Genomic DNA, 12,384 nt, shown 5'->3' with positions numbered 1-12,384 from the left:
AGGCCCTGGAGATGCGTGCATCCGAGGGCGACCAGCTTGTCCAGCACGGCAGGGTGGTCGGACAGCACGACCAGGTCTCGGAAGTCGTCCAGGTGCTGGGCCCCGAGGGCAATCCGCCCTACCGGGTCCGCTTCGAGGACGGCCACGAGGCCATCATGTCCCCCGGTCCCGACTGCCAGGTCAGGCACCAGGAGACCCACCACCAACCGTAGGCCGCGCGACGGGGTCGCCGGCCGCGCGCCGGTCAGCTCGGCGGAAGCGCCGGCTGCTGGTAATGGTCGGCGACCACCCGTGACAGCGCCCCGATCGGATCGGCGGCCACGTCCTGGGCCGCGAAGTAGACATGCCCGCCGACCTGCGGGTACTGGTGGGCCAGGGTCAGATGCCGGGACAGCTCGGCCGGGTTCTGCCAGGCCGAGGGCGCGTCGGCGGCCCCGGCCCGGTACAGCGCCTCACCGATGTAGAGCCGGGTTCCGGACCCCTTCGCCACCCCCGCCCACCAGTCGACGACCTTGGTGTAGTCGGCGGCCGCGTTGCCGATCTGCCAGTACACCTGCGGGACGATGTAGTCGATCCAGTTCTTCTGCACCCACTTCCGGGTGTCCGCGTACAGGTCGTCGTACGTCTCCACGCCCGCCTTGGTGTCCGAACCCCGGGAGTCGGTGGTGGCGTTGCGCCACACCGCGAACGGGCTGATACCGAACCGGGTGCCGGGCCGGAGCTTCTTGATCCCGGCGGCGGTCTCGGTCACCAGCTTGTCGATGTTGTCCCGGCGCCAGGCCGCCCGGGAGGAGAAGTCGCCGCCGTGGGTGTCGTAGGCGTCGTCGTCGTCGAAGGTCTGGCCGGCCACCGGGTACGGGTAGAAGTAGTCGTCGAAGTGGACGGCGTCCACGGGGTACTTGGCGACCGCGTCCAGGATCGCCTCCTGCACGAAGGCGCGCACGGCCGGGAGGCCCGGGTTGTAGTAGAGCTTGCCGCCGTACGGCACCACCCAGTCCGGATGCTTGCGGGCGGGATGCGAGGCGACCAGCTTGCCCGGGTCGGTGTTGTTGGCGATCCGGTAGGGGTTGAACCAGGCGTGCAGGTGCAGGCCCCGGGCGTGCGCCTCCTGGACGGCCACCCCGAGCGGGTCCCAGCCGGGGTTCTTGCCCTGGGTGCCGGTGAGGTACTGGGACCAGGGCTCGTGGGACGAGGGCCAGAACGCGTCGGCGGTGGGCCGCACCTGGAACATCACCGTGTTGAGCCGGTAGTCGACCGCCTTGTCGAGGAGGGCGGTCAGTTCCTTGCGCTGGGCGGAGGCCGACAGCCCGGTGCGCGAGGGCCAGTCACGGTTGGAGACGGTCGCCAGCCACATGCCCCGCATCTCGGTGGCCGCGCGCCGGGGCCGGGCCGCCGCAGGCACCCCCGGTGCCACCAGCGTCAGCGTCGACAGCGCCGCCACCGCGAACGCCCTGCGAGACACTTGCGCCATCGTGACACCCTCTCACTCTCCGGATCCGCGCGATCACGGATCGCCTCCGCGGCACAGCTTGCCCCCACCCGCACGATCGATCATCGATACTTACGGGTAACGTGCACGAACGGAGCAGGCACCGGATCCGGAGGTCCTGCCGGCCGCCCGTAGATCAGCGAAGGGGACGATGTGACCGACATCGAGAAGGTCGGAGTCGTGGGCTGCGGCCAGATGGGAGCGGGCATCGCCGAGGTGTGCGCCCGCTCCGGCCTGGACGTGAGGGTCGCCGAGACCACCGGCGAGGCCCTGGAGATCGGCCGCACCCGGCTGCTCAACTCGCTGGCCAAGGCCGCCGAACGCGGCAAGATCAGCGAGGAGGAGCGGGACGCCACGCTCGCCCGGCTGAGCTTCACCACGGACCTCGGCGAGTTCGCCGACCGCGACCTGGTGATCGAGGCCGTCGTCGAGAACGAGCAGGTGAAGACGGAGATCTTCCAGGTGCTCGACCAGGTGGTGAGCCGCCCGGACGCGATCCTGGCCTCCAACACCTCCTCGATCCCGCTGGTGAAGCTGGCGGTGGCGACCTCCCGTCCCGACCACGTGATCGGCATCCACTTCTTCAACCCGGCCCCGGTGCAGAAGCTGGTCGAGCTGATCCCGGCGCTCACCACCTCCGAGGGCACCATCAGCCGCGCCCAGGTCTTCGCCGAGAAGGTGCTCGGCAAGCACGCGATCCGCGCCCAGGACCGCTCCGGCTTCGTGGTCAACGCGCTGCTGGTGCCGTACCTGCTCTCGTCCATCCGGATGTTCGAGTCCGGCATCGCGAGCCGCGAGGACATCGACAACGGCATGGAGATGGGCTGCGCCCACCCGATGGGTCCGCTGAAGCTGTCCGACCTGATCGGCCTGGACACCATCGTCTCCATCGCCAACAGCATGTACGCCGAGTACAAGGAGCCGCTGTACGCCGCTCCCCCGCTGCTGCAGCGCATGGTCGAGGCCGGCCGGCTGGGCCGGAAGACCAACTCGGGCTTCTACACGTACGGCTGAACTCACCCCCGCTGACTACAGGGAGCGATGCTCCACGGGCCCGGCACCGCCATCGGTGCCGGGCCCGTGTGTTTCACACACCGTGTGCACGCCGGGCACGCATATGCCCTGCGCACACTCTCCCCACGCGCTCACCAGGCGAGTTCACTCTTCATGCGCATGCAAAGGGATGCGGAACGACATCTTCGACTACGCAAAGGAGTGGACCCGTGGCCACCGAACCAGAGCATCCCGTGGTCCAAGGAGAACTCGCAGAGTTACGTCGCCGCCTCGATGTGGCCTACGCCCAGGTCGAGGGCGGCCTGAACCTGCTCAGTCACCGCACCAAGGAGACGGCCAAGGAGCTGGACGACCTCAACACCCGCCTCGCCCTGCTGGAGAACGCCCGCTGGCCCCTGCCCTCGATCGCCGCGCTCACCGCACTGGGCGCCCTCGTCGTCACCGTCTGGCAGGCACTGGCCCACTAGTCGTCGGTGAGGCGCATGTGATGCAGCAGGAGTAACGCGGCCGCCATGTTGGCGGCCGGGACCTCCCCGCGGGCGATCATGTCCGGGACGAGCTTGAGGGGGACCCACTCCCGGCGGTCCGACTCGAAGTCGTCCACGGGGTGTCCGAGGTACTCGCCCTCGTCGGACCAGTAGATGTGGTGCCGGGCGTCGGTGAGGCCGTTGGACGGCTCCACGGTCATGAGGTGGTGCAGGGTTCCCGGCCGCCAGCCGGTCTCCTCCTCCAGTTCCCTGGCGGCCGCGACGGCGATGTCCTCGCCGTCCTCGACCACCCCGGCCGGGAGTTCCCACCCCCAGCTGTCGGTGATGAAACGGTGGCGCCACAGCAGCAGGACCTCACCCGCCTCGTTGACCACCGTCGCCACGGCCACGGGCCGCAGCCGTATCAGGAAGTGGTCGAGGTGCCGGCCGTCCGGCAGCTCGACATCTGCGAGATTGACGCTGAACCAGCGGTTTTCATACACAGTTTGTTCGTTCAGTTTCGTCCACTGCACGGTTCTGCCACCTTCCGCCGAGTAAGTGGCAATATCGCAGCAGGGACTCCTCAGGCCTACAGTGCGCCTCGCTCGACGGGGATGTGGTCTACAGCGGTACGCGCAGTGCGCTGTCGATGAGTTCCGCGGCCTCGGCGGTTCCGGCCGAACCGCTGCGCACCAGGTGCTCGCGCACCGCGCGGAGTCTGTCGCGCAGTCGCTGGGACTCCATTCCGCGGGCCTGTTCGGCCATCTGCACGGCCGTGGCCACCGCGTTGTCCGCGTTGCCCTGGCGCAGTTCGATGGTGCTGAGCATGGCCAGCCGGTGCACCCGCCCCCGGTCGTGGGCCGGGTTGTCGACGGCGGCCGCGGCGTGCTCCCGGGCGGCGGCGAGCTCGCCGAGGCTGAGCAGCGCCTCGGCCACCTGCACATTGACCAGGCCGGGTTGGACATAGCCGGTCTCGTCGGGTTCATGGCCCCGCCGGATGCGTTCGGCGGCCGCCTCCGCCCGCCGGATGCAGGACAGCGCGCTCGTGCCGTCGCCGAGGTGGGCGTACGCCTTGGCCTGCATCGCGTAGAGGTCGGAGGCGAGCGCCGGGGTGATGTGCTTGCCGGCGGCGCGCAGCGCGGCCTCCGCGAACGCGACGGCCTGCCGGAACTCCCGCATGAACAGCGCCTGGTTGACGAGGAGCGCGATGACATAGGCACCGAGTCCCCGGTCGCCGCTCGCCTTCGCCAGGCGCAGGGCCTGGTGGAAGTAGCGCTGCGCGAGGCCGTGGGCGTCGGAGTCGTAGGCGCAGATCCCCACGATGGCGACCAACCCACCGGTCGCCCGGTGCAGTTGACGCCCCGTGGCGTCCGTGTAGCTGCCGCGCAGCAGTGGCGCCGCCTCGGCGTTGAGGAAGCCGACGACCCGGGTGCGGGTCGCCATGCCGCCGGCCTTGCGGTACATCTGCTCGTAGTGGGCGCGGGCCGCCCGCAGCATCGCCAGATCGGCCGGGGTGACCCGGTGCCGTCCGCCGCGCGAGACGTCCACGTCCTCAGGGGGGTTCTCCCACTCCCACACCGGCATCACGGCGGGTGTGCCGGTGACGGCGGGGGCACCGAGTATGTGCGGGCGCTGCTGTTCGTCGGACCGCCACAGCGCGGTGGCCCGTTCGACGAACCCGGAGAGCGAGGTGGTGTGCGGGACGCTGGGCTCACCGGGCACACCGAGGCCGATGTCGTCGAGGGTGACCGTGCGGTGCAGCCGGGCGGCGAGCACCTCGCAGATCAGGTCGGGTACCTGGCCGCGCGGCCGCTGCCCCTTCAACCAGCGGGCCACGGCGGTGTGTTCGTAGCGGAGCGAGAGTCCACGGGCCCGGCCCGCCTGGTTGACGTGGGCGGCGAGACCGGCGTGCGAGATCCCCGCCTCGTCCAGGATCGCGTCGAGCAGAGAGTTGGGCTGCATGGATGCCCCCCGAGTGGCCTGGTGCCGTCAGCGTAGTGCGTGGGTGTTCACACGGGGTGTGAACGGAGTGCGCGAATCCGCAGCGTGCGCGCGCTGTTGCGGAGTGTGTCGGACCGGTTGACTGAACTGCCTCGCAAGAGGCCGGCCGGGCCGCCGGCTCCCCCCTCGTACAAGTGCGGTGGCCTGGCCGTTGGCTTCGGCGACGACTAGAGAAGGGGCCGTTGAAGGTGGTTCGTCGACTGCGGGTCGTAGGTGGCTGGTCGCGCAGTTCCCCGGGCCCCCGACGTGAGTCGGTGCTGGCGCTCGTCGCGAAGGACCAGGAGGGCGATGTCGTCGGTGGGGCGGCCGTCCGTGTGGTGGAGCAGGGCGGTGAAGACCGTCCTCAGGATGCTCTGGGGGGAGACCGGGCGATCCCGTACCGCCTCCGTCAGGGCCTGCGGCAGGGAGAAGAAGTGGCCCCTGGCGTCTCTCGCGTCCTCCGCGCCGTCCGTGAAAAGGACCAGGGAATCGTCGGGGTGCAGCTGACCGCAGTGGGTGGCGGCGAGGTCCGACGGCAGCGGGAAAGGGCCGAGTGGCGGCAGCGGATCGGCCCGTGACAGGGAGTCCACCCGCGCCCCGTTCACCACATACGGCCACGGATGGCCGCAGTTGAGGGCGCGCAGCTCGCCGTCTGCGGTGATCTCCAGCAGGAGCAGGGTGACGAACTCCTCGGCGACCGGGTTGTCCGGCTCCAGGCCGCCGGCGGGGTGTTCCGCCCTGGCTCGTTCTCGTAGGTGTCTGGCCAGGGCGCGGTCCAGCCGGCCGAGGACCCGGCCGAGTTCGGGTTCGTCGTGGGCCGCCTCCCGGAAGCTGCCGAGGACGGCGGCGACGGTACCGATGGCGGCCAGTCCGTGCCCGCGCACGTCGCCCATCACGACCCGTACGCCGTACTCGGTGGCGACGGCCTCGTAGAGGTCACCGCCGATGGCCGCGCCCCGGTCGGCGGAGAGCTGGGCGGCGGCGACGTTCAGCCCGGCGAGACGGGGTGGCAGCGGCCGCAGCAGCACGCTCTGCGCGGCACCGGCGACCTTGCGGACCTGCCGTAGCTCCCTGAGCAGGGCCCACCGGACATGGAGTATCAGCCCGGTGCCGACCGCGAAGAACACGGCGCTGGTGACGATGCGCGCGCCGAGCCCGTTCTGCTCGGCCAGCGGGCACCCGAACTTGTACGAGACCGCGACGGCGCCCCACACCGTGGGCAACCCCAGGGTGAGCGCACAGCGCGAGAGCCGAGAGCTGGTCCGGGGCCGCCTTCTGTGGGGAACCCCAGCCTTGATGCGGATCATGCCGATGGCCCCCAAGTAGGCCCTGACAGAACAGACGGACCGACCCCGAAAGGCCGGTCCGATTCTGTCGACGGCATGCCCCGAAAAGGCCATGTCCCCGGTGGATCTCACCCAAATGAGTGACCATCAACAGGACACCCGCATTTATGCAGGTGGCAGTACCTGTCAACGCCCTCACGGACGCGCCCCCTCAGGGGCGCGGGAAACCGCGCGACCAGCCGGCACGAAACCCGCACCCGGCCGAACGCGCGGCCCCCACGACGCCTAGCCGCGCAGCACCGCTCCCGTGCGCTCGCCCGCAAGGGCGACCGCCGCATCCCGCGCGGCCGACGCCTCGTCCACGGTCAGCGTCCGGTCACCGGCGCGGAACCGCAGCGCGTACGCCAGCGACTTCTTCCCGTCACCGAGCTGCTCGTCGTTGACATACACGTCGAACAGCCTGATGCCTTCGAGTAGTTCACCCGCCCCGTCGCGCAGCGCGGCCTCGACGTCGGCGGCCGGCACCGGCTTGTCCACCACGAGGGCGACATCCTGCGTGGCCACCGGGAACGTCGAGATGCTCGGCGCCTGCGGCGTGCCGTCGCCGGCCTGCTCCAGCGCGTCCAGGTCCAGCTCCATCGCGCAGGTGCGCGCGGGCAGCCCCAGCGCCTTGAGCACCCGCGGGTGCAGCTCACCGGCGTGGCCCACGACCCGCTCGGTGCCGTCGGCGACGACCAGCAGCTCGGCGCACCGGCCGGGGTGCCACGGCCCGTACTGGCCGGACCGCACGATCAGCTCGGTGCCGGTCTCACGGGCCACCGCACGAGCCGCCTCGACCGCGTCGGCCCAGTCGGCCGGACGGCCGTCGCCCCACCAGCCGGCCTGCTCGCGGGCGCCCGCGAGGACGGCGGCCACATGCCGGGGCTGCTCCGGCAGCACGGCGTCCAGCGCGGCGATCTCCTCGTCGGTCGGGCGGCGGTGGACCGGCAGATGACCGGCGACACCCTGCTCCTCGCGCGGGAGGAAGACCAGGCCGGTCTCGAACAGCGCCAGGTCGTGGACGCCCCGTCCGTCGTTGCGCCGCAGCGCGCCGAGCAGCCCCGGCAGCAGCGAGGTGCGCAGCGCGGGCTCCTCGTCGTTGAGCGGGTTGGTGAGCCGGACGACGCGGCGGGCCGGGTCGTCGGCGGCCAGGCCCAGCTGGTCGAAGACCTGCTCGCTGACGAACGGGTAGTTCAGCGCCTCGACATAGCCGGCCCCGGCCAGCGCGCGGCCCACCCGGCGGTGCAGCCGCTGACGGTGGGTCAGGCCCCGGCCGGACCGCGGCCTGGGCAGCGTGGAGGGCAGGTTCTCGTAGCCCTCCAGGCGGATGACCTCTTCGGCCAGGTCGTTCTGTTCGAGGAGGTCGGGCCGCCAGGACGGCACGGTGACGATCAGTTCGTCCTGCCCGTAGACGTCGCAGCCGACCTCCTGGAGGCGGCGGACCACGGTCTCCCGGCCGTACTCGACACCCGCGACCTTGTCGGGGTGGTTCGCCGCGACGGTGATGGTGTGCGGCGCGGACGGCGCGATGGCCTCGGTGACGCCGGCCTCGGCGGTGCCGCCGGCGAGCAGCACCAGCAGGTCGACCGTGCGCTGCGCGGCGGCGGCCGCGGCCTGCGGGTCGACCCCGCGCTCGAAGCGGCGGGAGGCCTCGGAGGACAGCTTGTGCCGGCGGGCCGTGCGCGCGATGGCGACGGCGTCGAAGTGGGCCGCCTCGATCACCACGTCCGAGGTGGCGTTCTCGGTGTCCTCGTGGTCGGCGATCTCGGTGTTGGCGCCGCCCATGACGCCCGCGAGGCCGATCGGGCCGCGGTCGTCGGTGATCACCAGGTCCTCGGCGTGCAGCTTCCGCTCGACGCCGTCGAGGGTGACGATCTTCTCGCCCTCGGCCGCGCGGCGGACCCCGATGGTGCCCTGGACCAGGGAGCGGTCGTAGGCGTGCAGCGGCTGGCCGAGCTCCATCATCACGTAGTTGGTGACGTCGACGGCGAGCGAGATCGGGCGCATGCCGACCTTCTGGAGCCGGCGCTGCAGCCAGATCGGGGAGCGTGCCTCGGGGCTCAGCCCGGTGACGGTGCGCGCGGTGAAGCGGTCGCAGCCGAGCGGGTCGGCGACCTGGACCGGGTAGCCGAAGGCGTTCGGTCCGGGCACGTCGATCAGCGCCGGGTCGCGCAGCGGCAGGCCGTAGGCGATGGCGGTCTCGCGGGCCACGCCGCGCAGGGACAGGCAGTCGCCGCGGTTGGCGGTGACGGCGATGTCCAGGACCTCGTCGACCAGTTCGAGCAGCTCGATGGCGTCCTTGCCGACCTCGGTCTCCGGCGGCAGCACGATGATGCCGTGGGTGCCGTCGGAGCCCATGCCCAGCTCGTCGCTGGAGCAGATCATGCCGTGGGAGGTCTTGCCGTACGTCTGGCGCGCGGCGATCGCGAAGTCGCCGGGGAGCACGGCCCCCGGCAGGACGACGACGACCTTGTCGCCGACGGCGAAGTTGCGGGCGCCGCAGACGATCTCCTGGGGCTCACCCGTGCCGTTGGCCGTGCCGACGTCGACGGTGCAGAAGCGGATCGGCTTCTTGAAGCCCTCCAGCTCCTCGATGGTGAGCACCCGGCCGACGACCAGGGGGCCCTTGAGGCCGTCGCCGAGCTGCTCGACGGTCTCCACCTCCAGACCGGCCGAAATCAGCTTGGCCTGCACATCGCGGCCGGTCTCGGTGGCCGGCAGGTCGACGTACTCCCGCAGCCAGGAAAGCGGGACCCGCATCAGATCTCCATCCCGAACGGCCGGGTGAACCGGACGTCACCCTCGACCATGTCTCGCATGTCCTCGACGTTGTGGCGGAACATCAGCATCCGCTCGATGCCGAACCCGAAGGCGAAGCCGCTGTACTTCTCCGGGTCGACACCGCAGGCGGTGAGCACCCGCGGGTTGACCATGCCGCAGCCGCCCAGCTCGATCCAGCCCTCGGAGGAGCAGGTACGGCAGGGCCGGTCGGGGTTGCCGACGGACTCGCCCTTGCAGACGTAGCACAGCATGTCCATCTCGGCGCTGGGCTCGGTGAAGGGGAAGAAGTTCGGCCGCAGCCGGGTCTTCATGCCCTCGCCGAACAGCGACTGGACCATGTGGTCCAGGGTGCCCTTGAGGTCGGACATGGTCAGGCCCTCGTCGACGGCGAGCAGCTCCACCTGGTGGAAGACCGGGGTGTGCGTGGCGTCCAGCTCGTCGGTGCGGTAGACGCGTCCCGGGCAGATCACGTAGACCGGCAGCTCGCGGTCGAGCAGCGAGCGGATCTGGACCGGCGAGGTGTGGGTGCGCAGCACCACACCGGACTCGGTACCGCCCTCGGGGCCCTGCACGAAGAAGGTGTCCGCCTCACCGCGGGCCGGGTGGTCCGGGCCGATGTTGAGGGCGTCGAAGTTGAACCACTCGGCCTCGACCTGCGGGCCCTCGGCGACCTCGTAGCCCATGGCCACGAAGATGTCCTCGATGCGGTCGGACAGGGTGGTCAGCGGGTGGCGGGCGCCGGCCGGGACGCGGTCGTAGGGCAGTGTGACGTCCACCGCCTCCTCGACCAGCACCCGGGCGTCACGCTCGGCCTCCAGGTCCTCCTGGCGGCCCGCGAGGGCCTTGTTCACGGCGCCGCGGGCCTGGCCGACCAGCTTCCCGGCGGCTGCCTTGGCATGCGGGGGCAGGGCGCCGATCTCGCGGTTGGCGAGGGCCAGCGGGGACGTGCCGCCGGTGTGGGCGACCTTCGCCTCCTGGAGCGCGTCGAGGGAGTCCGCGGCGGCGAAGGCGGCGAGCGCCTCGTCCCGCATGCGCTCGATCTCATCCGGTTTCAACGCCTCGACCTCGACAGGGTCGTACGACTTATTCGGTGCCGACATCTCTTCCCGTGCTTCCGATTGGCTGGCGGATGGTCCCCGAGACCGTTGGTGGGCCGTGAGAAGGACACAAAGGTGCCAAAGGCCGAGTCTAACGGGGTGGAGGTATACGAAGAGCCCGTGGGCCGTCAGGCGAGATACGCCGGCGCGCTCACGGGCAACGTAAATCGGAACTCGGCGCCGCCGCTCGCGGCGCGTCCGACGGTGATGGTGCCGCCGTGGGCCTCGACGATGCCCTTGACGATGTACAGCCCGAGGCCGGTGCCACCGCGCTTGCTGCCCCGCCAGAAGCGGGTGAAGACGCGGTTCATGGACTCCTCCGGGATGCCTGGCCCCTCGTCGCTCACGGTGACCGACGTGGCCGTGTTGTCGAGGTCCTCCCCTTCGCGCGGGGAAGCCGTCGGCGTGACGTCAATGGTGACGGTTCCCTCGCCGTGCCGCACGGCATTTTCGATGAGGTTGCTGAGGACCTGGTCGACCTTGTCGGGATCGGCCCACAGGGCGGGCAGCGGCTGCTCGATGCGGAGCAGGAAGCGGTCGGCGGGCTGACCGGCGGTGACGTACGCCTGGATGTGCCGTCCGACGGCCGCACCTATGTCCACGGGCTGCCGGCGCAGTTCAAGGCGTCCGCTGTCGATCCGCGAGATGTCCAGCAGCTCGGCGATGAGCCGGGTGACCCGGTCGGCGTCCGCGTCGACGGTCTCCAGCATCAGCCGTTTCTGGTCGTCGGTGAAGCGTTCCCATTTGGCGAGCAGGGTGGCGGTGAACCCCTTGACGGAGGTCAGCGGGGAGCGCAGCTCATGGGCGACGGTGGCGATCAGCTCGGCGTGGCTGCGTTCGGTACGGCGGCGGGCCTCGGTGTCCCGCAGCGACACGACGACCCGGCGGACCGGACCGGTCGGCTCGGCGCGTACGTAGGTGGCGGACACCAGCACCTCCCGGCCGCCGGGCAGCAGGAGGTTCCGCTCCGGCTGGGCGACCCGGATGGCGAGGCCGCCGTAGGGATCGGTGAGCTGCCACCAGCGCCTGCCCTCCAGGTCCTCTAAGGGCAGGGCCTTCTCCAGCCGCTGCCCGAGGGCGTCCGCGGGGGCGGTGGCGGTGATCCGGGCGGCGGCGGCGTTGAAGCAGACGACGATGCCGTGCTCGTCGGCGACCACCAGGCCGTCGGGCAGTTCGTCGGGGTCGACGCCGAGCCCGGTGAGGTCACCCTGCCGGGGTGCGGGCACGCGTCCGGTACCGCGGCCGCCCGGCGCGTTGCTGGTGCCGACACTCATCCCCGTACTCCACCTCTCAGACGGCGCAGCAGGCCCCCGAGCTGGTCACCCTACTAGCTCTCGGTGACGGAACGGCACCCTCCGGAGGCACGCTGTGCACGGGCCGTTGCGTAGAGACATACGGCGGCGGCGGTGGCGAGGTTCAGGCTTTCGGCCTTCCCGTGGATCGGAACGCGCACGACGGCGTCCGCCAGCGCGCGGGTCTCCTCCGGGAGCCCCCAGGCCTCGTTCCCGAACACCCAGGCGGTGGGGCCGCCCATGGTGCCCTTGTCGAGCTCGTCGTCGAGGTCGTCGGTCCCGGCGCCGTCGGCGGCGAGGATCCGCACACCGACGCCCTTCAGTCCGGCGACGGCCCGCTCGACGGGCACCCCGACGGCGACCGGCAGATGGAAGTGCGACCCGACGGAGGCGCGCACGGCCTTGGGGTTGTACAGGTCCACCGACGCGTCGGTCAGTACGACCGCTTCCGCCCCGGCCGCGTCGGCGCACCGCAGCACGGTCCCGGCGTTGCCGGGGTCGCGGACGTTGGCGAGGACGGCGACGAGCTTCGGACGGGCCGCGAGGACGTCCTCGAACGGCGTGTCCAGGAACCGGCAGACACCGACCAGCCCCTGCGGGGTGACGGTCGTGGAGATGTCGGCGATGACCTCTTCGGAGGCGAGGTGGATCCGGGCACCGACGTCACGGGCCGCCCCGACGATGTCGACGTACCGCTCCGCGGCCTCGACGGTCGTGAACAGCTCGACGAGCGTCGGCGTCCCGCCGACCCGATGCCCGGCCGCCTCCCGAACGGCCTGCGGCCCCTCGGCGAGAAACAGCCGGTCCTTCCCCCGGAAGTTCCGCTTGCCGAGCCGCCGGGCTGCGGCGACACGCACGGAACGGGGAGAGATCAGCTCAGGGCTGGGCATGGTGTGGACCACTTTCAAGGAAACGCGACGAAAGACGCCCCCGTAGGGG

11 protein-coding genes are annotated in these 12,384 nt (G+C 71.1%); 3 read left to right on the top strand and 8 right to left on the bottom strand.

Annotated elements, in window-relative coordinates; genetic code table 11:
- The first annotated feature begins 11 nt into the window (after positions 1 to 11).
- On the top strand, positions 12 to 212 hold the full coding sequence (locus ABZ642_RS31985; RefSeq protein WP_360490178.1) for a DUF1918 domain-containing protein: 201 nt from the start codon (positions 12 to 14) through the stop codon (positions 210 to 212).
- Between the two features lie 32 nt (positions 213 to 244).
- On the opposite strand, the gene ABZ642_RS31980 is transcribed toward ABZ642_RS31985, so the two are convergent.
- A complete protein-coding gene (locus tag ABZ642_RS31980; RefSeq protein WP_360490176.1) occupies positions 245 to 1,471 on the bottom strand; it encodes a family 10 glycosylhydrolase in 1,227 nt (408 codons plus the stop codon).
- Between the two features lie 171 nt (positions 1,472 to 1,642).
- On the opposite strand from ABZ642_RS31980, the gene ABZ642_RS31975 reads away from it, so the two are divergent.
- Together ABZ642_RS31975 and ABZ642_RS31970 are read left to right on the top strand one after the other, a co-directional pair.
- Positions 1,643 to 2,503, top strand: a complete 861-nt coding sequence (locus tag ABZ642_RS31975; RefSeq protein ID WP_360490174.1) for a 3-hydroxybutyryl-CoA dehydrogenase — start codon at positions 1,643 to 1,645, stop codon at positions 2,501 to 2,503.
- Positions 2,504 to 2,712: 209 nt separating this feature from the next.
- The gene (locus ABZ642_RS31970) at positions 2,713 to 2,970 is read left to right on the top strand and encodes a hypothetical protein (RefSeq protein ID WP_360490172.1); all 258 of its coding nucleotides are present in this window, start codon (positions 2,713 to 2,715) and stop codon (positions 2,968 to 2,970) included.
- Here ABZ642_RS31970 and ABZ642_RS31965 read toward each other — a convergent pair.
- The 7 genes from ABZ642_RS31965 to ABZ642_RS31935 all read right to left on the bottom strand — a co-directional run bounded on the left by ABZ642_RS31965 (position 2,967) and on the right by ABZ642_RS31935 (position 12,335).
- Positions 2,967 to 3,503 (bottom strand): NUDIX hydrolase, encoded by a 537-nt coding sequence (locus tag ABZ642_RS31965; protein WP_360490170.1) that lies wholly within the window; start codon positions 3,501 to 3,503, stop codon positions 2,967 to 2,969. The two genes, ABZ642_RS31970 and ABZ642_RS31965, sit on opposite strands and share 4 nt — an antisense overlap.
- An 88-nt stretch (positions 3,504 to 3,591) precedes the next feature.
- Positions 3,592 to 4,932, bottom strand: coding sequence for a transcriptional regulator (locus tag ABZ642_RS31960; protein WP_360490168.1), 1,341 nt, complete (start codon positions 4,930 to 4,932; stop codon positions 3,592 to 3,594).
- A gap of 206 nt (positions 4,933 to 5,138) precedes the next feature.
- Entirely contained in the window at positions 5,139 to 6,257 is a 1,119-nt protein-coding gene (locus tag ABZ642_RS31955) for a PP2C family protein-serine/threonine phosphatase (RefSeq protein WP_360490166.1), read from the bottom strand.
- Between the two features lie 264 nt (positions 6,258 to 6,521).
- A complete protein-coding gene (gene pheT / locus ABZ642_RS31950) occupies positions 6,522 to 9,035 on the bottom strand; it encodes a phenylalanine--tRNA ligase subunit beta (RefSeq protein ID WP_360490164.1) in 2,514 nt (837 codons plus the stop codon).
- Positions 9,035 to 10,156 carry a phenylalanine--tRNA ligase subunit alpha gene (gene pheS, locus ABZ642_RS31945; RefSeq protein WP_360490162.1) on the bottom strand — a complete coding sequence of 374 codons (1,122 nt, stop codon included), beginning with the start codon at positions 10,154 to 10,156 and terminating at the stop codon, positions 9,035 to 9,037. Before pheS ends, pheT begins: the two co-directional genes overlap by 1 nt.
- Positions 10,157 to 10,281: 125 nt before the next feature.
- Positions 10,282 to 11,427: an ATP-binding protein gene (locus ABZ642_RS31940; RefSeq protein ID WP_360490160.1), complete on the bottom strand. Its 1,146-nt coding sequence runs from the start codon at positions 11,425 to 11,427 to the stop codon at positions 10,282 to 10,284.
- A 53-nt stretch (positions 11,428 to 11,480) separates the two neighbouring features.
- Positions 11,481 to 12,335, bottom strand: a complete 855-nt coding sequence (locus ABZ642_RS31935) for an RNA methyltransferase (RefSeq protein WP_360490158.1) — start codon at positions 12,333 to 12,335, stop codon at positions 11,481 to 11,483.
- Positions 12,336 to 12,384: the final 49 nt, after the last annotated feature.

The organism is Streptomyces sp. NPDC007157 (genome assembly GCF_040634235.1).
In the GTDB taxonomy this organism is placed as follows: domain Bacteria; phylum Actinomycetota; class Actinomycetes; order Streptomycetales; family Streptomycetaceae; genus Streptomyces.
This window is presented reverse-complemented; position numbering and strand designations above follow the sequence as displayed.